Annotated in this window: 25 protein-coding genes; 19 read left to right on the top strand and 6 right to left on the bottom strand. The window is 43.0% G+C overall.

Translation table 11 applies throughout. The features are described from left to right. Positions 1 to 29: 29 nt before the first annotated feature. Together ACRRQV_RS03515 and ACRRQV_RS03510 are read left to right on the top strand one after the other, a co-directional pair. Positions 30 to 605, top strand: coding sequence for a dihydrofolate reductase family protein (locus ACRRQV_RS03515; protein ID WP_432527673.1), 576 nt, complete (start codon positions 30 to 32; stop codon positions 603 to 605). Positions 606 to 1,211: 606 nt separating this feature from the next. After that, complete coding sequence (locus ACRRQV_RS03510; RefSeq protein WP_432527671.1) at positions 1,212 to 2,387, top strand: NupC/NupG family nucleoside CNT transporter; 1,176 nt, start codon at positions 1,212 to 1,214, stop codon at positions 2,385 to 2,387. 59 nt (positions 2,388 to 2,446) lie between these two features. On the opposite strand, the gene ACRRQV_RS03505 is transcribed toward ACRRQV_RS03510, so the two are convergent. Beyond that, complete coding sequence (locus tag ACRRQV_RS03505) at positions 2,447 to 3,616, bottom strand: MFS transporter (protein ID WP_432527669.1); 1,170 nt, start codon at positions 3,614 to 3,616, stop codon at positions 2,447 to 2,449. 64 nt (positions 3,617 to 3,680) lie between these two features. Further along, positions 3,681 to 4,259 (bottom strand): TetR/AcrR family transcriptional regulator, encoded by a 579-nt coding sequence (locus ACRRQV_RS03500; RefSeq protein WP_432527667.1) that lies wholly within the window; start codon positions 4,257 to 4,259, stop codon positions 3,681 to 3,683. Positions 4,260 to 4,407: 148 nt separating this feature from the next. Between ACRRQV_RS03500 and ACRRQV_RS03495 the strand changes: the two genes are divergently transcribed. The 4 genes from ACRRQV_RS03495 to ACRRQV_RS03480 all read left to right on the top strand — a co-directional run bounded on the left by ACRRQV_RS03495 (position 4,408) and on the right by ACRRQV_RS03480 (position 6,377). Next, a complete protein-coding gene (locus ACRRQV_RS03495; RefSeq protein WP_432527665.1) occupies positions 4,408 to 4,626 on the top strand; it encodes a hypothetical protein in 219 nt (72 codons plus the stop codon). Positions 4,627 to 4,786: 160 nt separating this feature from the next. Next, positions 4,787 to 5,056, top strand: a complete 270-nt coding sequence (locus tag ACRRQV_RS03490; protein ID WP_432527663.1) for an excalibur calcium-binding domain-containing protein — start codon at positions 4,787 to 4,789, stop codon at positions 5,054 to 5,056. A 277-nt stretch (positions 5,057 to 5,333) separates the two neighbouring features. After that, positions 5,334 to 5,660 (top strand): IDEAL domain-containing protein, encoded by a 327-nt coding sequence (locus tag ACRRQV_RS03485; protein WP_432527661.1) that lies wholly within the window; start codon positions 5,334 to 5,336, stop codon positions 5,658 to 5,660. Between the two features lie 180 nt (positions 5,661 to 5,840). Beyond that, on the top strand, positions 5,841 to 6,377 hold the full coding sequence (locus ACRRQV_RS03480) for an RNA 2'-phosphotransferase (protein WP_432527659.1): 537 nt from the start codon (positions 5,841 to 5,843) through the stop codon (positions 6,375 to 6,377). A 305-nt stretch (positions 6,378 to 6,682) separates the two neighbouring features. On the opposite strand, the gene ACRRQV_RS03475 is transcribed toward ACRRQV_RS03480, so the two are convergent. Beyond that, entirely contained in the window at positions 6,683 to 7,417 is a 735-nt protein-coding gene (locus ACRRQV_RS03475) for a Bax inhibitor-1/YccA family protein (RefSeq protein WP_432527657.1), read from the bottom strand. 285 nt (positions 7,418 to 7,702) lie between these two features. Between ACRRQV_RS03475 and ACRRQV_RS03470 the strand changes: the two genes are divergently transcribed. The 3 genes from ACRRQV_RS03470 (at position 7,703) to ACRRQV_RS03460 (ending at position 10,827) form a co-directional block, all read left to right on the top strand. Then, on the top strand, positions 7,703 to 7,894 hold the full coding sequence (locus tag ACRRQV_RS03470) for a hypothetical protein (RefSeq protein ID WP_432527655.1): 192 nt from the start codon (positions 7,703 to 7,705) through the stop codon (positions 7,892 to 7,894). After that, positions 7,887 to 9,293: an amidase gene (locus ACRRQV_RS03465; protein ID WP_432527653.1), complete on the top strand. Its 1,407-nt coding sequence runs from the start codon at positions 7,887 to 7,889 to the stop codon at positions 9,291 to 9,293. The genes ACRRQV_RS03470 and ACRRQV_RS03465 overlap by 8 nt, the downstream gene beginning before the upstream one ends. A gap of 235 nt (positions 9,294 to 9,528) precedes the next feature. Next, the gene (locus ACRRQV_RS03460; protein ID WP_432527651.1) at positions 9,529 to 10,827 is read left to right on the top strand and encodes a M48 family metallopeptidase; all 1,299 of its coding nucleotides are present in this window, start codon (positions 9,529 to 9,531) and stop codon (positions 10,825 to 10,827) included. A gap of 83 nt (positions 10,828 to 10,910) precedes the next feature. Here ACRRQV_RS03460 and ACRRQV_RS03455 read toward each other — a convergent pair whose 3' ends face one another. Continuing rightward, positions 10,911 to 11,669: a GDSL-type esterase/lipase family protein gene (locus ACRRQV_RS03455; RefSeq protein WP_432527649.1), complete on the bottom strand. Its 759-nt coding sequence runs from the start codon at positions 11,667 to 11,669 to the stop codon at positions 10,911 to 10,913. 696 nt (positions 11,670 to 12,365) lie between these two features. Between ACRRQV_RS03455 and ACRRQV_RS03450 the strand changes: the two genes are divergently transcribed. The 9 genes from ACRRQV_RS03450 to ACRRQV_RS03410 all read left to right on the top strand — a co-directional run bounded on the left by ACRRQV_RS03450 (position 12,366) and on the right by ACRRQV_RS03410 (position 18,497). Then, positions 12,366 to 12,746, top strand: a complete 381-nt coding sequence (locus ACRRQV_RS03450; protein ID WP_432527647.1) for a DUF1259 domain-containing protein — start codon at positions 12,366 to 12,368, stop codon at positions 12,744 to 12,746. Positions 12,747 to 12,903: 157 nt separating this feature from the next. Continuing rightward, on the top strand, positions 12,904 to 13,065 hold the full coding sequence (locus ACRRQV_RS03445; RefSeq protein ID WP_432527645.1) for a hypothetical protein: 162 nt from the start codon (positions 12,904 to 12,906) through the stop codon (positions 13,063 to 13,065). Positions 13,066 to 13,304: 239 nt separating this feature from the next. Beyond that, positions 13,305 to 13,970 (top strand): O-methyltransferase, encoded by a 666-nt coding sequence (locus ACRRQV_RS03440; RefSeq protein ID WP_432527643.1) that lies wholly within the window; start codon positions 13,305 to 13,307, stop codon positions 13,968 to 13,970. 153 nt (positions 13,971 to 14,123) lie between these two features. Then, positions 14,124 to 14,642 carry a cysteine hydrolase family protein gene (locus ACRRQV_RS03435; protein ID WP_432527641.1) on the top strand — a complete coding sequence of 173 codons (519 nt, stop codon included), beginning with the start codon at positions 14,124 to 14,126 and terminating at the stop codon, positions 14,640 to 14,642. 66 nt (positions 14,643 to 14,708) lie between these two features. Further along, positions 14,709 to 14,915 (top strand): hypothetical protein, encoded by a 207-nt coding sequence (locus ACRRQV_RS03430; protein WP_432527639.1) that lies wholly within the window; start codon positions 14,709 to 14,711, stop codon positions 14,913 to 14,915. Positions 14,916 to 15,052: 137 nt separating this feature from the next. Then, positions 15,053 to 15,826: an SDR family oxidoreductase gene (locus tag ACRRQV_RS03425; protein WP_432527637.1), complete on the top strand. Its 774-nt coding sequence runs from the start codon at positions 15,053 to 15,055 to the stop codon at positions 15,824 to 15,826. Between the two features lie 111 nt (positions 15,827 to 15,937). Continuing rightward, positions 15,938 to 16,318, top strand: a complete 381-nt coding sequence (locus ACRRQV_RS03420; RefSeq protein ID WP_432527635.1) for a DMT family transporter — start codon at positions 15,938 to 15,940, stop codon at positions 16,316 to 16,318. 230 nt (positions 16,319 to 16,548) lie between these two features. Then, positions 16,549 to 17,754, top strand: coding sequence for a Bcr/CflA family efflux MFS transporter (locus tag ACRRQV_RS03415; protein ID WP_432527633.1), 1,206 nt, complete (start codon positions 16,549 to 16,551; stop codon positions 17,752 to 17,754). A gap of 35 nt (positions 17,755 to 17,789) precedes the next feature. Beyond that, positions 17,790 to 18,497, top strand: coding sequence for a methyltransferase domain-containing protein (locus ACRRQV_RS03410; RefSeq protein ID WP_432527631.1), 708 nt, complete (start codon positions 17,790 to 17,792; stop codon positions 18,495 to 18,497). 124 nt (positions 18,498 to 18,621) lie between these two features. Here the strand turns inward: ACRRQV_RS03410 and ACRRQV_RS03405 are convergent, their stop codons facing one another. Then, positions 18,622 to 20,034 carry an amino acid permease gene (locus ACRRQV_RS03405; RefSeq protein WP_432527629.1) on the bottom strand — a complete coding sequence of 471 codons (1,413 nt, stop codon included), beginning with the start codon at positions 20,032 to 20,034 and terminating at the stop codon, positions 18,622 to 18,624. A 372-nt stretch (positions 20,035 to 20,406) separates the two neighbouring features. After that, positions 20,407 to 20,766, bottom strand: a complete 360-nt coding sequence (locus ACRRQV_RS03400) for a GNAT family N-acetyltransferase (protein WP_432527627.1) — start codon at positions 20,764 to 20,766, stop codon at positions 20,407 to 20,409. A 384-nt stretch (positions 20,767 to 21,150) separates the two neighbouring features. Here ACRRQV_RS03400 and ACRRQV_RS03395 point away from each other — a divergent pair, with 384 nt between their 5' ends. Then, the gene (locus ACRRQV_RS03395) at positions 21,151 to 21,672 is read left to right on the top strand and encodes a peroxiredoxin family protein (RefSeq protein WP_432527625.1); all 522 of its coding nucleotides are present in this window, start codon (positions 21,151 to 21,153) and stop codon (positions 21,670 to 21,672) included. Positions 21,673 to 21,716 lie beyond the last annotated feature (44 nt).

Below are 21,716 nucleotides of genomic sequence, written 5' to 3'. Positions count from 1 at the left end.
GGTTCCTACTAATATTAGGAGGAGTTCAAATGAGAAAGATTAAAATGCTAAACCGGGTATCGCTCGACGGTTATTTTGCCAGCTTAAATGAAGCGGCAAATGGAATGGATTGGTTTGTGCAAGATCCCGAAGTCGATCTTGCAGTCCGCGCCCATGACAGCCGTGCCGATACGCTCTTGTTAGGTGCAGAAACTTTCCGTCTATTTGAAAAAAGCTGGGTGCCGATTAAAAACGATCCGAATGCGCCCGAGCAATTAATTGCTATTGCGGAAGAGTTGACTGAGATGACCAAAATTACCTTTTCAACGAAATTGAGAAAATCCGATTGGGAGAATTCCTTATTCTATGATGGAGATTTACTCAATGTGGTGAAGAACCTGAAAAAAGAAGAAGGATCTGATATTCTCATCCTTGGCAGTGGTTCCATCGTTCAACAGCTCGCCGACCATAGATTGATCGACGAATATTTCTTTATTGTCACTCCGGTTGTTGCCGGAACAGGCAAGCAGTTGTTCAAAGATACACAGCAATTCGGACTGACACTTTTAAACATTCAGGCGTTTAGCTCCGGAAATGTATTGCTGCATTATGGTCTGAAAGAGTAAAACTATTTTTCAAAAAGGGCGTCCAATAGCCGGATTGGCCCTTTTTTTGTTTTAGCTACAGCTTTTGCGCAATTACGGCAATGCTATTCATGCAGTGCTGACGCATTTTGCTTTATTTCTCCTAGCAAAACTACTCCGATCCTTTAATTTCTTTTTTGAAAGACCGTGGAGACTAATAATCCCGAATAAGAAAAACGGTTCAGACGTATTTTCGAATAAGCTAATGAAAACCATCGGCCGAAGGGAAAAAGTATTCCTAGCCATTAACTGGTGCAAATAGAAGATTTTTGAATCTATTTCTATCTATAGTATTGAAAAAACTCCATTTATGGAAGTGAATTATAAAAAACATTCCTATCTTTCTGAAAAGAAGGAATAGCGTATATATTTAATTATATCAAAATAATTTAAGTTGATAAATTTATCTGCAGAAAGGTTTAAATTATTTACTTTTTGGGTTAAATCTATTAAACTCATCTAGTGCATTGTTATTTTGTGATAATGAAAGCGATTTTACGTAATAGGTATAAGGCGCAAGGAAGTTCAAACAAATTTAGCCTGGGTTTACCGGTTGAAAAAATTCTAATAGTTTGGAGTTAAAATGAAATGGCAGTTCTAATTGGAATTATCGGAATCTTGTTGCTGATAGGGATCTCTTGGGCGATGTCAAACGATAAGAAAAACATCAATTACCGCGCAGTCGTCATAATGATGGCGGTTCAATTTTTCTTAGCTTGGTTTATGCTCAATACGTCTATCGGTAAAAAGGTATTGCAAAAAGTTGTGGATCTCTTTAACAAAGTTTTGTCTTTTGGGAATGAAGGGATTGCCTTTGTTTTTGGGGACTTAGCAGGAAAAGATTACTTTTTCATCAATGTGCTCATGATGATCGTCTTCGTTTCTGCGTTGCTTTCCATCTTGACGTATACGCGCATTTTGCCGCTGGCCATTAAATACATCGGCGGAGCAGTAGCAAAAATTACAGGATTGCCGAAAGTTGAGTCATTTGTTGCGGTCAACTCCATGGTATTTGGAGACACGACAGCGATTCTTTCCGTAAAATCATATTTGCACAAATTATCTCCAAACCGCTTGTTTATTGTCGTTACATCTTCTTTGGTAGCGGTATCATGTTCAATTCTCGGCGCTTACATGCAGCTGATTCCAGCTGAATTTGTTCTAGTGGCATTGCCTATTAACGTATTTTCTGGATTAATTCTTGCGTCCATTGTAGCACCAGTAACGAATGAGGACGATGATGATATCGACATCAAAGAAATGATTCCTGAAAAGTCTTTGTTTGAAGCAATCGGCAACGGAGCTTTGATCGGCGGAAAAACGGCTTTGATTGTTGGCGCTATGCTGATTACATACATTGGTTTGCTGGCCATGGTCAACTATATCTTAAGCAATACCGTTGGGTTGACGTTCCAGGAAATCGTCGGGTATATCTTTGCACCGGTCGCATTTATCATGGGGATTCCAACATCTGAAATCGTTAGAGCCGGTTCCATCATGGGAACAAAAGTGGCTGCCAACGAATTTGTAGCTATGCTTGATTTCGTAAAAATAATGCCGGATCTATCTGCGAAAACAGTCGGTATTGTTTCGGCTTTCTTGATCTCTTTTGCAAACTTTTCGTCAATCGGAATTATTTTGGGGACGGTTCAAGCCTTAAACCAAGAAAAAGCCAGCGAATTGGCGAAAGTCGGTTTGAAAGTATTGTTCGTTGCTACAATGGGATCGGTTATGACCGGAACCATCGTCGGGATCTTCCTTTAAGAATTGAAAATGCAAAACCGCTCACTGCTTCTATAAAAGAAGCAGTGAGCGGTTTTTTATTATGCCTTTATAGTTGATTCTAAAGGAGATTTCCAAGCAAACGTCAACGCGATTCCAATTGCCAGCACGACTGTCGCAAAATAGAACGGGTAATTCAAATCAATGTCGAACAAAATGCCGCCGATGATTGGGCCGATGATGTTGCCGATGCTCGTAAACATCGAGTTCATGCCGCCGACAAATCCTTGCTCGTCTCCTGCGATTTTCGATAAATATGTCGTAACAGCCGGGCGCATCAAGTCAAAACCGACAAACACCGTCATCGTCACCACTAAAATCGACCAATAGCCCGTTACATACGTCAACACCAAGACAAGAGCGGTAGAGACGATCAAGCTGTAGCGGATCAAAGCAATTTCGCCGATCCATTGAGTCAGCCGGTCAAACAAGCCGACTTGGACAATGACCCCGACAATCGCCCCAAGCGAAATGACAATGGCGATGTCTTTTGCCGTAAAGCCGAATTTGTGGTCCACAAAAAGTGCAAACAGCGATTCAAACGAAGCCAGTCCGAAAGACGAGATGAGAATGACCATAAAAGCGATAAAATACATTGGCGAAAGAATGCGGCGGAACCCGGTAGCTTGTATGATCTGTTCTTCCACTTTGTAGCTGCGTTCCGGTTCTTTTAAAATAATCAGCGACAAAATCGCCGCAAGCAAGCCGAACCCGGCCGCAAAGAAGAAGGGAAGCCGTGTGCCGATTTCCGCCAAGAAGCCGCCGATCCCCGGTCCAATGATAAAACCAGTTGAAATCGCAGCGGACATATAGCCCAGTGCCTTCGGACGCGTGCTTGTGGTCGTGATATCCGCGATAAACGCAGTAACTGCCGGCATGATGAATGCCGCACTCACACCGCCTAATACCCGTGATACGAACAGCACTTCAACCGTTTTGCCGATCCCGAACAAAAACTCCGAGAAACTGAAAATAAACAGGCCGATAATGATCATCGGCTTTCGGCCGAACCGGTCGACCCAGCGCCCGGATATCGGCGACACGATCAATTGCGCAAGCGCAAAAGCGGACACCATATAACCGACAACCGTACCGGAAATGTTCAGCTCGTTCATGATCGTTGGAGTGACCGGAATGACGAGCCCGATGCCTAAAAAGGCGATAAACAAATTGATTAATAATGTAGAAAGAACTAACTTGTAACTTTTCACGTGAATGGCCTCCTAATGCGGTGAAACTTTTTCTTGTTGAATAAACCAAATCTTTGAAAGTGAGCTATCGGACTAAACCGCGCCAAAAAATGGGCCACACTGCATTCAGGCGTTTTTCATAGCCTTCGACTCCGCTATAGACAAATTCCGTCATGGTGCCTTCGCTTACGGTGAGGAATGCTAGTGCGGCGCTTGAATAGTCATCGGAATACAAAATGCTCTCTATGCGCTCCCGTTCCCTAAGCACCCTCGTTAAATGGCGCTGCATATTGTCGATAAACGGACTGATCAATTCGCCGACTTCTTTTTCCAACTTGACTGGCGGAAAATAAGCCACCCGCAAAATGAATTTCATCTGTTCATTTTCCTGGCTTTCTTGAATAAACCATTTAAAATACCCGATCAAACTCGCTTCAAGCGATTGGTTCCGGCTTTCGCTGAAATATGCGGCTAAGTGCTTCCGCTGCGTATCAAGTGCATACTTCATGGCAGAAAGGAATAAGTCGTCTTTCCCTGAAAAATGAGCGTAAATTGAAGGCTTCTTAATGCCGGCCTCCGCTGCAATTTGGCTTAAGGAAGCACCCTCGTAGCCGTCTTTTGCAAAATAGTCTAAAGCGATGAGAAGAAGTTTGGTAGATTTCATTTATTCACCTTCCTAACGGTCGTTAGTTTATTTTGGCATAAAGGGATAGGGGAGTCAATAAAGGTTTTGCGCATGACTATAATCATTTGTAGTTTTCAAGTACTGAATAAAAGAATAGACGTCTAATAAATTCTCCTGTTGACCGCGTTTGATCAGCGATTGTTTTAGATGGCAAACAGCAAATAAACTTTTAGCTGATAATCCAAACGCTACAAAGCTTTCAGGACAATTCATCCGTATATCTTCAGCGATAACTATATTTAAGAAGGGGTGGGAAAAAGATGCACTGAAAGAAGTCATCGATTCAAAGCACCCAACAACTACGAATGACAACAAAAAACGGGCTGCCGACCTGATGAAAAAATAAATAGCTATTTAAATATTAACTCGTATGATGCAGCTATTGGCACAATTCTGACTTTCTGTTATAGTTTTAAAGTCTCGTACTTAAAACAATATTTGGGTTTGATTATTCCTAATGTCAGTTTAAACGACGATATAAACTAGAGCCGAAAAGGGGAAAACAGATGAAAAAAATTATGGTAGCTTTTTTGTCAGTAGCGATTGCGTTCAGCTTTACTTATAGTGTTGCACCGGTTGATACGGCAGACGCTAAAGCTAAATCTTTTGCCAATTGCAAAGAAGTAAACAAAGTATATAAAGGCGGCATTGCCAAAACATCTAAAGTGAAAAACAAAGGCGGTAAAACAAAATACAAGCCGCACGTTTCAAAATCGCTTTACGAAGCGAATAAAGGAAAAGACCGCGATAAAGATTCCATCGCCTGCGAGCGATAAGAGCCGCCTCCGCCTAATGCAAAATTAAAAAACAGCCCCCGTTGAACGTAATTTTTCAACGGGGGCTGTTTTATTTTCTGAAAATAAGGGAACACCTTATATTAATATAAAACTTTATGGTGTCTCGAATTAAAGGCATATAAATTGTAATCCAAAAAGGACACGCGTAAAATTCTAATTAGCAACATTGGTGATACAACAAGTTGCAACAATATTAAAATGGAACAACACTCGCTGTCAGAAAGAGCGAGAAAACCTAAAAAGAAGGTGCAAACCCATGTTAAATGATAAAAAAACCATCTTAAAAATAAGCGACTGGGTGAAAGGCATTTCCCGCCACGGGGAGCTGATCATCGGTTTCATCGATTCTATAAATTTGGACCAAGAAGCGGTTTACCTAATCGTAGCCGAAAGTGACAACGAGGAATTGATCGGCAAAACCATTCCGATGTCCATCAAGCAAGTCGAAAGCATTCCGCAAAACGATACAAAAGACGTTGCGCAGCTGGAGTTCTTAATTGATCTTGCTTTATCAACAGGCGATGAGGCGTGGTTCCACGAGCTGACTGCTGAATTGAATTTGAAGAAGCAAGCGGTGAATTAAGGTTGGTTAAACAAAGATGACAAATAGAAAAAACGAAAGGATTCTACTCATCCTTTCGTTTTTTCTTTGGAAACAATTCGGTTCTCTTTCCATGGCACATGAGCCAGCAAAAACCGCCATGTTAATTGGATATATAAGGCTGGCTTCGACATATCTTACGATAAAAGGAGAGGTTATACAGTGCAAAACAAGAGGGATAAATTAAGCGTATTTATTAGCCTGATACTCAGGCATAACCCTCAGGCTGCTGGCATTTCTTTGGATGAATTTGGTTATGCCAGCGTAGAGGAATTGATAAAAGGCGTAAACAAAACGGGCAGAAGCTTAGATTTCGAAACCCTTAAAACGATTGTGAAGGAAGATAAAAAGAACAGATACAGCTTCAATGAATCAATGACGTTGATCAGAGCCAATCAGGGACATTCGTTAAACGTCAAAGTTTCTCTTAGGGAATTAGCACCTCCTGAGTTTCTTTACCACGGAACGGCAAAGGGCTCTCTAAACAGCATTCTTAGCAGTGGAATCAATAAAAGGAACAGGTTATATGTGCATCTTTCAGATAACAAAGAAACTGCGTTGCAAGTTGGCAAAAGGCATGGAGTGCCTGTTGTTTTAACAGTAGAGTCGGGGAAGATGTATAGAGATGGCCACCGATTCTACTTATCTGAAAACAATGTATGGCAAGTTGATTTTGTGCCAACAGAATATTTAGCATGACGATGCAACGGAAGTTTTATTGAAGTGCCGTTCTCTTTGTCGAAACAATTCTATCAAGGTATGGATACAAAAACAGCCACCTTCGAAACCAATGGGCTTCGAAGGTGGCTGTTTTGATTTGCCTAGCAAACTACGGTTTCTGTCCGTTAAAGCCCGATTGAGGCGACAGGATGTCGGTTACATAGGCGTTGCCGCAGGACGCGGCGCTTTTAGCCTATGTTCCTTAACTAACACTCAGTGGGGGGATGAAGCCCCCCCACTGAGTGAAGTTTCTCTTTATAAACACCTCAAAAACTTTTGCGATGCTACCGGCTCCGTATTTTACTCAGCAACCGAAGAATTTCTAAATACAGCCAAATCAGCGTCACAAGCAAACCGAAAGCGCCGTACCATTCGAAATACTTCGGGACGCGTTTTGCTGAGGCATTTTCGATATAGTCAAAATCCAGCACAAGGTTCAGCGCAGCAACTATGACGATGATTACGCTGATGGCAATGCCGATAGGAGAAGCTTCGTGCAGAAACGGGATTTCAAATCCGGCAAACCGGCCGATAAATGAAATCAAGTACACCAGGAAAATCGCTCCCGTCGCTGCGAAGACGCCGAGCCTGAAGTTCTGGGTTACCTTAATGAAGCCGGATTTGTACGCGAGCAATAAACTCAGCAAGACGCCTATCGTCAGCAGCACGGCCTGGAAGACGATCCCTTCGAATTGGACTTCGTAGCGGGCGGATATTGCGCCGATGAACAAACCTTCCAGCAAAGCGTAGAGAGGAGCTGTGAAGGGCGATGCTTTCGGAACAAAGATCGTTATCAAACCCACGATCAGGCTGCCGATGGCTCCAACAAGAATCAACGGAGTGGCGCTATTCGGGTCGGTCATAAACTGGTCCCAGGAATAAAGGAATGTAGCCATTAACAACAGCAGCAAAACGAAGGTTTTATTCACTGTGCCTTGGATGGTCATTGTTCTATCGGTGCCCGAGTTCCTGTATTTATCAAACGCAGCGTCTTTCAAACTTGGATTTCCGCTTCTCAAAAATGATCACCTCTTCTATATATTGTTAAGTTTTATCCCGCTTTAACGGGCAGTAAGACTCCTACTTCTACAGGTGGGAGATCAAGAAACCCCCACTGAGTGAAGTTTCTCTTTATTATAGCCTTTTATTGCATTCCTACACCAAATTCAGTTCAATCCGTTTTTAATCGGCATAGTTTTGAGTTAAACGGGTAAAAACGAAGAAAGCACGACTTAGGAATGCAGAAGCGAATGATTTTTTGATGAGAAATGATCATCCAAAATTATCAAAAGGAGGAAACCCGAGTGGAATACAAAGACTATATTAAGCAAGGCTTGGAATTGCAAGGGCTGCCTGTTACAAAAATCGACATTCCGTTTATATTCGATATGCTTGCAACCGTCCGGCACGCTCAAACGGCGCTGCTGAATTTTCCGGAAGTGAAAAGCACAGTGCCGATGGCGATTGTCGATAAGGAGGAGATCCTTCGTGACTGATTTAGCATTCTTAAACGCGTCGCAGCTCGCGCCGATGATCGAGAAAAAAGAGCTTTCCCCGGTTGAATTGACGGATCACCTTTTTGCCCGAATTGATAAAATGAATCCCAATTTAAATGCCTATATCACGATCCTGCATGAAGAAGCGCGTGGACAGGCAAAACAAGCGGAAGAAAACATCATGAAAGGCGGCTATAAAGGGCCGCTTCACGGCATACCGGTGGCGATTAAAGACAATTACCAAACAAGTGGAATCCGGACGACGGCTGGCGCAAAACTATTCGCCGATTTTATTCCCGTTGAACAGTCGACTGCCGTCAACAAGTTGCAAAAAGCAGGCGGCATTATGCTCGGCAAGCTGCACATGCATCAACTTGGCGGCGGATTGACGGGAAACAACCCGGATTTTGGCGTTTCGCGAAATCCGTGGAATCCGACCTATATTACAGGCGGTTCAAGCAGCGGAAGCGCCGCGGCGCTCGCAGCCGGAATGGCAACGACAGCAACCGGGACCGATACGTTCGGATCCATTCGAATTCCTGCCGCGATGAGCGGGGTTTACGGGTTAAAGCCGACTTTTGGGCTGATCAGCACATACGGAATTCTTCCTACCGCATTTTCCCTAGACCATGCCGGTCCGATGGCGCGGTCCGTTTCCGATTTGGCGCTCATGCTCAATGCGATGGCAGGCTATGATCCTCTCGACCCGAATAGTTTAAACGTTAAAGTGCCCGATTACGCCAAAGGATTAAATGAAGAAATTGCAGACGTTAAAATCGGGATACCGACCTTTTATCTAGAAGGTTTAGCGCCGGATATCGAAAAGCTGTTTAACAAAGCGATAGCCAAGCTCGAAAAATTAGGAGCCCACATCAAGCAAATGGACATTCCGGAATTGGCATTGGGCGCATTTTCTGGCCACGTGATTACGTCCGCGGAAGCAGCTGCGTACAATTACGAGTCTTTAAAAAGCAAGCCGGAACTCTACCCGCAAGATGTCCGGGTGCTTCTTTCTGCAGGTGCGCTCTCCAGCGCCGCCCAATACGTCCGTGCGCAGCAAGCAAGGCGAGTACTGGCTCAAGCAATTAAAAAAGCATTGAAGGAAGTGGATGTCTTGCTCGGTCCGGCTTCGCCCATCACCACTCCGAAAATCAGTGAAGTCTGGTCCATGCAAAACATGGAAGTGGTAAAAGCGTGTTTGCCGTTTATGGCGCCGGCAAACTTAGCGGGCATACCTAGCCTAGCCGTACCGATGGGGCACGATTCGAACGGGCTTCCTGCCGGGATGCAATTTATGGGAAATCATATGTGCGAGAGTCTTCTGCTGCGGGTTGGAAAAGCATGGGAGAGTATGAAACCGGTTCAGTACAACTTGATTAAACTGGAAGAGATATTATGAGCAAAGCCTTTTAGCAAACTGACGGTAAAACTTTTATAGCTTATAAAACAGCCTGAGATGCCTTCAGGCTGTTTTTTTGGGGGCAACCTATTCAAATGCTGCTTAACTGATGGAACAAAAATCCCTAGTCTGATTTTTCATTGTATTTGTAGAAAATTTCAGAAAATAATATTTGTTTAGTGAATAAATTATGCTATTATATGTAAGATATTACTAAAATTTAAGGAGAATATTAATGGACAGGTCACGGATTCAATCTAATAGGGAAACCACGTATTTTGTAATTAGCCTCACCGTCAGCATCCTCGTTTACATATTGGCATTGGTGTCGATCATCGGAATTGCTGTTGCTCTTATTGTTTTTGCATTTATGCTTTTTGCCAATGCGATGATGCTTGGATTTATCCGCGGAAATGGCGTGCGGATTCACGAAAGGCAGTTTCCGGATGTCTACGAAAGCGTACAAGCGTTGTCAAAAGAAATGGGCTTGAAAAAAGTGCCGGATGTCTTTGTCGTTCAATCCGAAGGGGCTTTGAATGCCTTTGCCACTCGGTTCTGGGGGCGGGATATGGTCGTTTTGTATTCTGAGGTGTTTGAATTGGCGCGCGAACAAGGGACGGATGAACTGAATTTCATTATTGCCCATGAATTGGCGCATGTGAAGCGGCGCCATGTATGGAAAAACCTGTTGATTATGCCAGCCGGGTTTATACCGTTTTTAAGCCAAGCTTACAGCCGTTCTTGCGAATATACGTGCGACCGCCATGCGGCTTTTGTGATTCAAAACGCTGCAGCATCCAAACGGGCACTGACGCTTCTTGGCATCGGCAAGAAATTGTACGCAGAAGTTAATGAAGAGGCGTACCGGGAACAAATTGAAACCGAATCGAACGGCTTGGTTTGGCTGAGCGAAGTGCTTTCTTCGCATCCGCGTTTGCCGAAGCGCATTCAAGCGATTCAACAATTTGAACAAAATGGCGGGCGCATCTATTCGCCCAATCAAGGCAAAATCGTCCTCAGCGCTTTATTAATGGCAGGCGCTTTAACCGCCGTTTATTTTGTCAGCATCCTCCTTTTCGCCGGGGGGAGTATGGCGTATTCTGGATTGTTGTCTTCAGGAATGGAAGATCCGTTTGCACTGAACGATGATTTTTACAGTATAGAAGGGCAAACCGATTTGATGGTCGCTGCTAACGACGGCGACTTGGCAGGAGCAGAACAAGCGCTGGCTAATGGCGATGATATCCATGCGAAGGATTCAGAAGGCGCGGATGCATTGATGTATGCCATCTATATAGGGGATTTGGAGTTGATTTCCTATCTTCTTGAAGCGGGTGCCGATGCCAATACGGCTGATGATTATTCGACAGGGCTAGGAGTTGCGCTGATCAATGAAGATTACCAAACGGCTTTAAAATTGATGGAATACGGGGCTGACCCGAACGCCAGAGATGGAAACGGGATGACGGCACTTGATATTTTTGGGGTATCATCGGAACAGGAATTAAAATCGGCATTGGAATCGGGCATTTAACATACAGTTTGCCGGAAAATAGAAAAATAGGTTTTGAACAAAACGCTGCAGCCCAATTAAACATGGGCTGCAGCGTTTTTTCATTAATGATGGTGAGTGTAATCGCGTTCAAAAGCACGGAATCCGATTTTAGCCAGTTTTACATGTCCAGCTTTTGTTGGATGAATGTCTCCCCGAATGACAAATTTTTCTTGGTTGTTGCCGAATGCTTTATAGGCATCCGTCAGTTCCACGTCTCTGAAGTCATCGGCCAACTCTTCGTACTCCTCATTAATCTCTGGCAAATATTGATCGGCTACCCGGTGCAGCGGGTCTTTCACTTGGAACGGGTTGTAGACGTTGTACAAAACGATTTCTCCATCAGATAAGGAGCGTAATTCGTGAATGATTTCACGGAGATCGTCAAAAACATCGCTGCTGGCCAATTTTTTTGCAAGCAATTGATGGAAGAGCTTGCTGTTGCCGCGGCTTTCAGCTTTTGCTTTGTTTAAAATCTCCAGAAAATCGTTTCCGCCGATGGTTACAGTTACGAATTCCGCTTGTCTAACGGTTTGCCGGAACTTTTTGTTGGTTTCCAGAGCGCCAAGCAAGTCATCGGTTTGCAAGCCTGGAATTCCTAAATTGTGGACCCGCACATCGGCTTTGTCCCCGATTAAATACGGAAACGCGTAATTGGCTGGGCGATCGTTATCCCGGTGAGGGCTCAAGCCAAAGGGAATCGAGTCACCCAAAGCGACAAGAGAGTCTTTTCCGTGATTGTGATAACCATTCGCAAAAGCACTGCTTACCGGCAAGGAAAAGACCATTAGAAACACAATGAATATTCTAGCTAATTTGCTCATAAGGCACCTCCTTTCCGTAGTTTTTACATACATTATAAATTAAGTATTCAGAAATGTCTGTATAATTTATAAATATTTTATTAAAAAGGATGGAATTTTAATATTTAGGAACTGGAAATTCATGTGACTATCCAGAAAAAATAAAAGGCAAAGGATCAATTTAGGGAACTATTTTTGCGGGAAATGAACTTTTTTTGAATTTATTTGCACTTAGAATGCAAAATGCTGTAAATTTATAGGCTTAAAACGGCAATAAAAGAATAAAAATTAAAAATATTTTTAAAAAAATCATTATTCCCGAAAAACGTGCTTGCTAAACTTCCAAAAATGAGTAGAAATTCAATATGGTAATCTTTCTATTTAGTTAGGTCCTAAGATTCACAAATGATAAGTAGAGAGTACATAAATCCTTTAGGTGAATCAACTGAATGAAAAAAGAAAAGAGAAAATAAAAGAAGAAAATATAACAGAATAATGACCAAAATTTATTTTTTTATTAACTATTTACATTCTGTATAATTCTTTGTAGTATTTTCATATCACCAATTAATCAAATTGCTAACCGGTTTCCTTTTTTATGATAAATAAGTATCAGTCAAAAAGAAAGTCTCTTATTGGAGGAGATTGTTAGAAAAAGCGTTCTTTAATACTGAGTTAACAAATAAAGAAATAGATAAAATGATGGAGGTTGTTTTTTTGGAACAAACAGCAGAAAAAATAAGCCGATTGCTCGATGTTGAAATTGAAGTATCGGGTGGATCCGCTTTTATTAAAAAGAAAAGATCGTTTCGCTTGAAAAGCGGAAAGCATCTTATTTCGGTCACCTTGGATTTGGATATTTCTTTTTCATCCATTCAGCAAGACGGAACTGCATCAAATAAAGCAGAAATCATCATGCTTCCTGAAGAATTCCCGGTTTTCTCGGCTGCCTTATTGCATTATCCGATTCCTTTGCCTATTACGTATTCACAGCGCTTTGCGGTCAAAGGTGATCTTTACAAAGTGCAACTGGAGTCCCAGGAAATTCCTGAGAATTTCGTAGAACGCCTTGAAGCAGCACTATTGGCCATCGACTGATCTACTTTTGTATTTTTGAAATTAGGAACAAGGCACAATCACATAAATAATTGTCCACAGTTTTCTTTTTGTAGCATATTTCTCGTTGGAATTCATGAAACACAGTTTGGCGTTACTGACTTATTAAAACTACTCACTTAAATGGAGGTTGTTCAGGATGACTACTATCGAAAAAGAACTGATGACAATGGGGAATACGACCAAAAAAGCAACTCAATCATACAAAGAGTTTGTGGAAGGCTACAAAGAATTTAAACTCAAAAAAACTCAGTTATTAAATATTTACCATGCACAGCAAGCCGATAAAGTAGAAGCTTAAAGCCATTATCCATCTACCTTTCATAAAAAAGCGTTCGACTTGCATTTTGCCGAGTCGAACGCTTTTTTATTGATTTAATATAAATAACCAAATACGATTTAAAAGTAAGTATATGATTGTTTACAGATGAATGGCGGTTGTGGAATTTGCCCATCTGGGATACGTGAAAAAAAGGTCAAACAGAAGCTGAAAAAAGATGTCAGACGAAGAATGGAACTAACAGTGAGGGAGCAGGTTAAATGAGACAAATTAACGATTACATTGATTCAGTGTTTACCAAGCAAGACACGATTTTAGAAGAAGTACTCGTTTCGATTGAAGATAATGGCATGCGTCCGATTTCGGTCTCGCCGCCTTCAGGAAAATTATTGACGATGCTCGTATCGGTGTCAGGAGCGAAAAGGGTGCTGGAAATCGGAGCTCTCGGGGGGTACAGCGGAATTTGCCTAGCCAGCGGATTTGGCGGACTGGAATGCATGCTGACATCGCTTGAATTGCAGGAAAGCTACGCCAAACTTGCCCAACACAATTTGGAAAAAGCAGGGTTTGGCAGCCAAAATGCGTATATGACGGGACCAGCGTTGGAAAGCCTGGAGAAGTTAAAACAGAAAGGCGAAACGTTCGATTTTTTCTTCATTGACGCCGACAAAGACAACTACGAAAATTACTTGACTGCCTGCATCGAACTCGCAGAAAATGGCGCCCTGATTGTGGCGGATAATGTTTTAGCGGGCGGAAGCGTTGCAGATCCCAACATGGAAGCGAAGCGGAATACCGAAGTCATGAAGAAATTCAATGAGGCGGTTGCGAACCATCCGCTGTTGGAATCCATCTTGATTCCGATCGGCGATGGTTTGACGGTTTCAAAAGTAAAGAAGTTAGGGACTGGAAAGCAATTTCGTTGAGGTTGTTTTTTTGCACGTTTGGTTAAATGCTTCTGCACTCAATTAGGTTTTTTTCTTGATTCTGCTGCATATTGAACGTTTCTAACAGGGATTTTAAGAAAAATGGCGAATGTATAGTCTTAATGGACATGTCAGGAATAGGAGTTGATAGGTATGCCAAAAACCGCTTTGCTCGTTATCGACGCACAAAATGAAATGTTCGCTGAATCGAATCCGGTCTTTCAACATGACAAACTGCTAGAGAACCTTCAGTCGTTAATTGAAAAAGCCCGTTCGGCCGATGTTGCCGTTTATTTTGTTCAGCACAATGACGGCGGGCTTGTAAAGGGCACGCACGATTGGGAAATCCCTTCGGTGATTCAGCCGAAAGAAGGGGAGCCGATTATTCAAAAATGGACACCAGACGCTTTTCATGAAACCGCGTTGCATGATCAATTAAAAGCAGCGGGCATAAATCAGTTGGTGCTTGTCGGCAATCAAACGGAGTATTGCGTCGATATGACATGCCGCCGGGCGTTCAGCCTTGGCTATAACGTGACTTTGGCTAAAGATGCGCATGGAACGTGGGATTCAGAACCGCTAAGCGCAAAACAAATCATCGACCATCATAACGGCGTGTTAAGAACATTTGCTGCGATAAAAGAAACGAAGGAAATTCAGTTTACCGAATAAAAGAGGATAAAGTCCATTCTTATGCTAAAGATAAATCTATTAAGAAGAATTTGGATTGGGGAGACCATGGAACGCTTTGACATGAGTTTTAAAAATAAAAAAGTACGTGTGTATTTCGGTTTGATCGTGCCGGTCATTATTGTGGCGATTATTATGCATTTTGTTTTGCCGCCTGCATATCAAATGATTCCCACATTTTTAGTATTGTCCGGAATTGCTGTATTTTATCTTTGGGTGCTTATTGATCGGCGCAGGCAAAAAGGAAATAAATAGCTTTCATTCTCCGTTAAAACCATCTTTCTATAGATGGTTTTTTAAGTGAATCGGGCATGAAATAGCGGGAATATGTATTGTAGGGAGCATTTTGCGTTTTCAAACCATATTTAATGTTTTATTTATTGAGGAGGCCAATGATGAGCTTGAATGGAAAAATAGCCATTGTCACTGGCGCTAGCCGGTTAAATGGAATTGGAGCCGCGATTTGCCGCGAGCTGGCGGCAAGCGGCTGCCAAATCTTTTTTACGTATTGGACAAAGTACGATAAGCAAATGCCATGGAGCATAGATTCAAATGAACCAGAGATGCTTGAAAAGGAATTAAAAGAAATGGGCGTAAACGTTTTCCGTCTAGAAACAGATCTGAGCCAGAATGAGGCAGTCAAGCATTTATTAGTCTGCGTAACGGAGCAACTGGGAGATCCGGACATCTTGATCAATAACGCTGCCTATTCTACCAGCAACGATTTTACTTCGCTTACTGCGGAAGAGTTGGATCGGCATTACTTTGTCAACATTCGGGCAACGACGCTGCTCAGCAGCCAATTTGCACGAAACTTCAAGAAAAAGGCCGGCGGGCGGATCGTCAACCTCACTTCCGGGCAATTTCAAGGGCCGATGCCCGGTGAACTGGCCTATGCAACGACAAAAGGAGCAATCGATGCGTTGACGATTACTTTGGCTGCAGAACTCGCACCTATCGGCATAACGGTCAATGCCTTAAATCCAGGGCCTACGGATACAGGATGGATGTCAGAAGCAATAAAAGACAGCTTAGAACCCCGCTTTCCATTTGGCAGAATTGGGGAACCAAGAGATGCTGCTAAGACGATAAAATTTTTAGTGAGCAGCGACGCAGAATGGATCACAGGCCAGATTATTCATTCTGAAGGCGGATTTCGCCGGTAAAAGGATTATTCCATTTGCTTTAAGGGGAACTAAGAAATAAGCTGCCGCTGCATGCGAAGATGGTTTAGGGTCGTGCAAAGCTTCTAGAATAGTCAAGTGGAGGTCAGATTTATGCCCTATCTTTTTTTAGCGCTCGCGATAATCGGAGAACTCATCGGTTCATCGCTATTGAAAGCATCAGAAGGATTTTCAAAGCTTGTTCCAACTGCAGGAATGATCGCATCGTTTGTCTTTTCTTTCTTCTTTTTGTCTTTAGCCCTCAAATACATTCCTTTGAATGTTGCTTATGCAATTTGGTCAGGGCTTGGCATGGTCGCCACTACCATAATTTCCGTTCTCATCTGGAAAGAAAAAATCAATTTTGCTAGTGTAGCAGGCATCGTGTTGATTATTATCGGTGTGGTAATTTTGAATTTTTACGGTCCAAGCCAGGGAGAGTCAGCAAAAGCCGGAAAATCAGCCATTCAGCAAAATGAAGCAGAAACACGTTGACCCATTTCCTTAACGGGAGCGGGTTTTTTACATTGGAAAGAAACGCTGTTTTCTTGAAAAGTACTTTCAAATTTGAATTCTTTTGTTTATGTGACCCTAAGGGTGATAGGCTTATTAATGTACATAGAAAATTGAAGAACTCGCTAGATTTAAATCAAGGATCCATCTGCTTTAAAAAAATGGTTTAAGGTAAATCAAAAGAGTTTGAATAAGAAAGGTGCAGGATAAAAATGATTCAAAATCCAACAGGAAAAGCGCGGCTGGGGCTGGCGCTTCTTCTCAGTTTGCTGGGGATTTTAGCCCCGCTCAACATCGATATGTATTTGCCAAGTTTTCCGGGGATTGCTGCGGATTTCGGAGCTCGAGCCTCGCTCGTGCAATTAAGTTTAACGACATGCCTCATCGGTCTCGCTGTCGGTCAGCTAATTATGGGTCCGATCAGTGATGCGCAAGGCAGAAGAAAGCCAATATTGATTGCCGTTTCGTTGTTTGCACTTTCTTCTATTCTATGCGCACTTTCAACGTCGATCACCATGCTGATTGTGGCGCGATTTTTGCAAGGCTTCACCGCATCTGCCGGCGTTGTTTTGTCGCGTGCAGTTGTCCGCGATGTGTTCAGTGGACGGGAACTGACAAAGTTCTATTCATTGCTGATGGTCATCAATTCGACGGCACCATTAGCTGCGCCGCTCGCAGGTGGGGCGATTCTCGCTTTGCCTTTTGCCAACTGGCAGACGATTTTTTATTTTTTAGGCTTTCTTGGAATTCTGATTGTGGTGACGGTCGGGGCTAAATTGCCCGAAACCTTGCCGCTTGAAAAGCGCAGTCCGAGTTCAATCGGGCAGTCGGTTCGGACAATGGGCAGTCTGCTGAGGGACCGGGCGTATATTGGCTATACGCTGATTGCAGGCTTTGTCCACGGCGGCAGTTTCGCTTATGTTTCCGGAACGCCGTTTGTTTACCAAGGAATATACGGTGTTTCGCCTCAAGCCTTTAGCGTGCTGTTCGGCATGAACGGGCTTGCTATCATATTGGGAAGTTACTTGATCGGCAAGTTTAGCGGAATAATCCCGGAAAAACGGCTGCTGCAAATCGCTGTCATGGCTGCCAGTGCTGCCAGCTTTGTATTGCTGATTGCCACCATTCTTCAAGGGCCGCTCGCGTCCATCGTCGTTCCTATTTTTATTTATATGATCACAATCGGCATGATTTTGACCAGTTCGTTTACGCTGGCACTGCGCGAACAAGGTCACCGTGCGGGCAGTGCGAGTGCGGTCATCGGCATGCTTCCGCTTTTGATCGGGGCCATTGTATCGCCTTTTGTCGGTATTGATGAAACAACGGCAGTACCAATGGGAGCAATTTTGTTTATTACTTCTTTCATCGGTTTGATCGCCTTTTACACGCTGCCTGCAAAAAAGGAAGTTTTCAGTTAGATTGAAAAAATTGCAAAAAGGAAACGAGGTGCAGGATGAAAGAACATGTAAAAGAAATCTTCAACCAACTGGCTGCAATTTATGAAAATTCTGTTGATGCTACAAGCCTGTACAATTCCGAATACGAACGCCCGGCCATGATGGCTGAACTTCCTCGTGATCTAAGCGGCATGAACGTATTCGACGCCGGTTGTGCAGCAGGCTGGTATACAGAGCAATTAGCCGATCGCTGTGCAACAGTAACCGCAGTCGATCTTAGTCCTGAAATGGTGGAAGCCGCAAAAAGGCGGGTGGGGGAGCGAGCCGACGTTTTATGCCTCGATTTGGAAAACGAGTTGCCTTTTCAAGCGGAATCGTTCGATCTGATCCTCAGCTCTTTGACGCTGCATTACCTTCCTGATTGGAACGGGGCTTTCGCTGAATTCCGCCGGGTGTTAAAGCCAGGCGGCATCTTGCTGTTTTCAGTCCATCATCCGTTTACGGACATTCGATTGCTTCAAACGCCAGCTTATTTTTCCATTGAACCAATCATTGACCGGTGGAATAAAGAAGGCAAAGAATTCGACGTGCCGTTTTACCGGCGGCCGCTGAGCGGCATACTGAATACGGTGTTGAAACAGTTCACCTTGGAAAAAGTCATTGAACCTCAACCAACAGCGAGCTTTAAAGAACGATACCGCGAAGGATTTGAGCGGCTGATGGCAGGGCCGCAATTTATAATCATTAAAGCTACTAAAAATTAGCCGTTATAGAAGATGCAGAACTGCCATCAAACCATCAAAAAAAGCAGCCTCAGTTCGGTGGGAATTCCGGACACAGGCTGCTTTTTTGATGGTTTTATTTCGTTGCAGGCATCAACGAGCACCTTTACAACTTCGCTAGATTCTTTTGGGCAATCAAGCTCTTTTGTTCCATTTTGTTTTTTGCTACCAGGTTGTAGTACAAGTAGCAAGCGATCATAAACGGAATGCCGCAATACAAAGCGATTCGTTGCTCCTCAATAAACGCCAGGCTGACAAGAATCAATAGATTCAACCCAAAAGCCAATAGAGGAACAATCGGATAAAGTGGCATTTTGAATTTCAAGTCTTTCACATCTCCGCCTTGGCCAAGATAAGCTCTGCGCCCAAGATAAGCGGAAAGAGCGATGGAAGCCCATACCACGACACAGCCAAACCCTGCGATTGACAACAGCCACAAGTAAACCGTATCTTCTGCGAACACGCCGCACAAGAGGGAGAGGCAGCCGACAAGCATGCTGGCAATTAAGGCATTGAGTGGAACCCCTTTTTTCGTCAGCTTGCCGAACCGGCTGCTGATCATTCCTTTGCTGGACATGGACCAAAGCATGCGAGAAGTCGCGTAAAGCCCAGAATTTGCGACAGACAAAACCGCGGTAATGATGACAAAATTCATAATATCAGCTGCGTACGGAATGCCAATTTTGTCAAACACGACGACGAACGGGCTCTCGACCAATCCAGCTTCTTGCCAAGGGAACAATCCCGCAAGGACAAACATGGCCAGTACAAAGAAGATCAAGATGCGCCAAATGGTGCTATTGATGGCTTTTGGAATGTTCTTTTCTGGGTCTTCACTTTCACCGGCTGCAATCCCGACCAATTCCGTTCCTTGGAAAGAGAAATTGACGCCAATCATGGTGATAAGTATGGCAATCAGGCCATTTGGAAACAATCCGCCGTGGTCCGTAAAATTCGAGAGCATAGGAGCAGCTGCGCCGCCGTCCATTTCCAAGAAACCGAACATCGCAGCACCGCCTAAAAGAATAAATGCAATGATCGTTAGCACCTTTATGCCAGCAAACCAGAATTCCACTTCGGCGAAACTTTTTGAAGAAAAGGCGTTGACAGCAAAAAGCAATACCGCAAACAGCACACACCATACCCAAGTCGAGATATCCGGGAACCAGCGCTTCATTAAAATACTGACGGTTATTAACTCCAACCCGATCGTTACGGCCCAGTTAAGCCATGAAATCCAGCCCACCATGTAACCGGTCGAAGGGGAAATGTATTTTGTGGCATAAGTTTGGTAAGATCCGGCATCAGGCAATGAAACCGACAACTCGCCCAAGCAAAGCATGGTCAAGTACATGACAAATCCTCCGAAAATATAAGCGAGCAATGCTCCGCCGGGTCCTGCTTCTCCAATGGTAAAACCTGATCCTAAAAATAATCCTGTTCCAATAACCCCGCCAAGCGCAATCATCGATAAATGGCGGCCTTTTAATTCTCTTTTTAATCCTTGCTGTTCGATCATTCTACTTCCCCCTGTTGTGTCAACTTCTTAAGATGCAAGCGCTTTTTTTTGAAAAATTCCACTGGCTGATGACTAGTGATAAAAAAATGTCTTGTTAAATAAAAAATTCCTCCAACCAACTATGTTCCATCTTACCGGTTTGAAAACTTGGAGTAAAAAAGGCCAGTAAATGAAAAAAGCCAATCGTTTAGACCTATAAAAAAATCCTTAAATATTATACCAATAAATGAATTTTTCTAAACCATCTTGATTTATTATTTTAAATTTATGATTTCCTTGTAGAGAATCGAATAAAAATGACATGATAAAAACCAAGCAAGAAAGCGAATTCCGCTTTTTGCTTGGTTTTTTATTAAAGCAATGAATTCCTTTTCAAACTGCGTGATAGGTTTCTTTGCATTTTGCTAAGAAAGTATTAGTTTCTTTGTTAGCATGCATTTCAAGAGTGTCGTGTAATTGTTGAACCTTTTCAACCATGGTCTGGCCAATTCCTTCATTTCGGAATGACGGGTTGACTGAAACGTGGTGAATTGTAAACGACTCATTGTTTACTTCAATTCCGATCAAGCCCACGATGTCATCATCAAGTTTCCATAAATACAAATTCCAATTCGGATTTTCTTCATAGTGCTGCATCATGGATTGCAACGTTTTCAAGTCCCGTCCGCCTGGCATAAACGACATTAAACCCATGGCGACTTTTTCGGCCGATTTTTTGTATTTGGTTAACACATCTCATCCTCCTTCAATACTGTACTGCTTATCATTAAATTGATAAATGAAAAATATAATTCTGCACTGCTCCGAATGAGCATGCAGCTTGATTGAAATGACGGCTATTTCTTACTCTGCCGGATCCTAACTTTCCCTGAAAATAGAAAGTGGCACTTTCACTCTAGCTTAAACAAGTTATCACCGAGAAGATAGAGGGTAAAAAGCTTATCTTTGTCCATGGCATTAAACAGTTTGGCCTACCGTTTTTTGGTGATTTTTTACTTTTTTCTGTTGTCTCCTATAGAAAAATGATTTTGTTAAAAGTAAGTTGGCTAGAAAAAGGGTTACAAAACTTTCAACCGGGAAAATGAATATAAAATTTAGTGTTAGGGAGGTATTCTCATGAGCGGTTTCGCACTTGGACAAGAAACACCGGATTTTTCACTTCCAGCCACTACAGGAGAAACGTTTACGTTTAACGATCATAAAAGCAAGCAAGCCGGATGGCACCTCATCGTGTTTTTCAGAGGGTCTTGGTGTTCGGCCTGCATTAAAACGCTCAAAGATTTAGAAGAGAACAAGGCTTATTTTAAAGGCGAAAACATTCACGTGATCACTATTTCTACCGATTTCCTTGACGATTTAACGGCCATGGCCGAAGAACATCAATTTTCGTTTCCTGTACTGGCGGATGAAAATTTAGAGGCATTGAAGGCTTATGAAGTTTACTTTCATGGGGATGGCGCACCTTTTGAGGATACCGGCACGCACGGGGAACCGGCTTATTTTTTGGTCAATGATAAAGGAGAACTTCTTTATCAGCAAAGGCAAACCAACCCGTATGGACGACCGACAGCGGCAGAAATCCAACAAATTGTTGCTTTTATCCGCAAAAAATTGGATAGAAGCAAAATAGGTGCTTAATGCCAGACGCCTGGACAATGTTCCAGGCGATTTTCTATGTGAGA

Source organism: Planococcus sp. YIM B11945 (assembly GCF_050864155.1).
GTDB lineage: Bacteria > Bacillota > Bacilli > Bacillales_A > Planococcaceae > Planococcus.
The sequence above is the reverse complement of the archived record's forward strand: the minus strand, read 5'-3'. Positions and strand labels throughout refer to the sequence as shown.

Bases quoted from the DNA above. Each gene is read 5' to 3' on its own strand.
- ACRRQV_RS03395 (WP_432527625.1), top strand. From the start codon at position 21,151: ATGAGCGGTTTCGCACTTGGACAAGAAACACCGGATTTTTCACTTCCA.
- ACRRQV_RS03440 (WP_432527643.1), top strand. From the start codon at position 13,305: ATGAGACAAATTAACGATTACATTGATTCAGTGTTTACCAAGCAAGAC.
- ACRRQV_RS03445 (WP_432527645.1), top strand. From the start codon at position 12,904: ATGACTACTATCGAAAAAGAACTGATGACAATGGGGAATACGACCAAA.
- ACRRQV_RS03410 (WP_432527631.1), top strand. From the start codon at position 17,790: ATGAAAGAACATGTAAAAGAAATCTTCAACCAACTGGCTGCAATTTAT.
- ACRRQV_RS03490 (WP_432527663.1), top strand. From the start codon at position 4,787: ATGAAAAAAATTATGGTAGCTTTTTTGTCAGTAGCGATTGCGTTCAGC.
- ACRRQV_RS03515 (WP_432527673.1), top strand. From the start codon at position 30: ATGAGAAAGATTAAAATGCTAAACCGGGTATCGCTCGACGGTTATTTT.
- ACRRQV_RS03420 (WP_432527635.1), top strand. From the start codon at position 15,938: ATGCCCTATCTTTTTTTAGCGCTCGCGATAATCGGAGAACTCATCGGT.
- ACRRQV_RS03430 (WP_432527639.1), top strand. From the start codon at position 14,709: ATGGAACGCTTTGACATGAGTTTTAAAAATAAAAAAGTACGTGTGTAT.
- ACRRQV_RS03485 (WP_432527661.1), top strand. From the start codon at position 5,334: ATGTTAAATGATAAAAAAACCATCTTAAAAATAAGCGACTGGGTGAAA.
- ACRRQV_RS03405 (WP_432527629.1), bottom strand. From the start codon at position 20,034: ATGATCGAACAGCAAGGATTAAAAAGAGAATTAAAAGGCCGCCATTTA.
- ACRRQV_RS03510 (WP_432527671.1), top strand. From the start codon at position 1,212: ATGGCAGTTCTAATTGGAATTATCGGAATCTTGTTGCTGATAGGGATC.
- ACRRQV_RS03460 (WP_432527651.1), top strand. From the start codon at position 9,529: ATGGACAGGTCACGGATTCAATCTAATAGGGAAACCACGTATTTTGTA.
- ACRRQV_RS03455 (WP_432527649.1), bottom strand. From the start codon at position 11,669: ATGAGCAAATTAGCTAGAATATTCATTGTGTTTCTAATGGTCTTTTCC.
- ACRRQV_RS03435 (WP_432527641.1), top strand. From the start codon at position 14,124: ATGCCAAAAACCGCTTTGCTCGTTATCGACGCACAAAATGAAATGTTC.
- ACRRQV_RS03500 (WP_432527667.1), bottom strand. From the start codon at position 4,259: ATGAAATCTACCAAACTTCTTCTCATCGCTTTAGACTATTTTGCAAAA.
- ACRRQV_RS03415 (WP_432527633.1), top strand. From the start codon at position 16,549: ATGATTCAAAATCCAACAGGAAAAGCGCGGCTGGGGCTGGCGCTTCTT.
- ACRRQV_RS03425 (WP_432527637.1), top strand. From the start codon at position 15,053: ATGATGAGCTTGAATGGAAAAATAGCCATTGTCACTGGCGCTAGCCGG.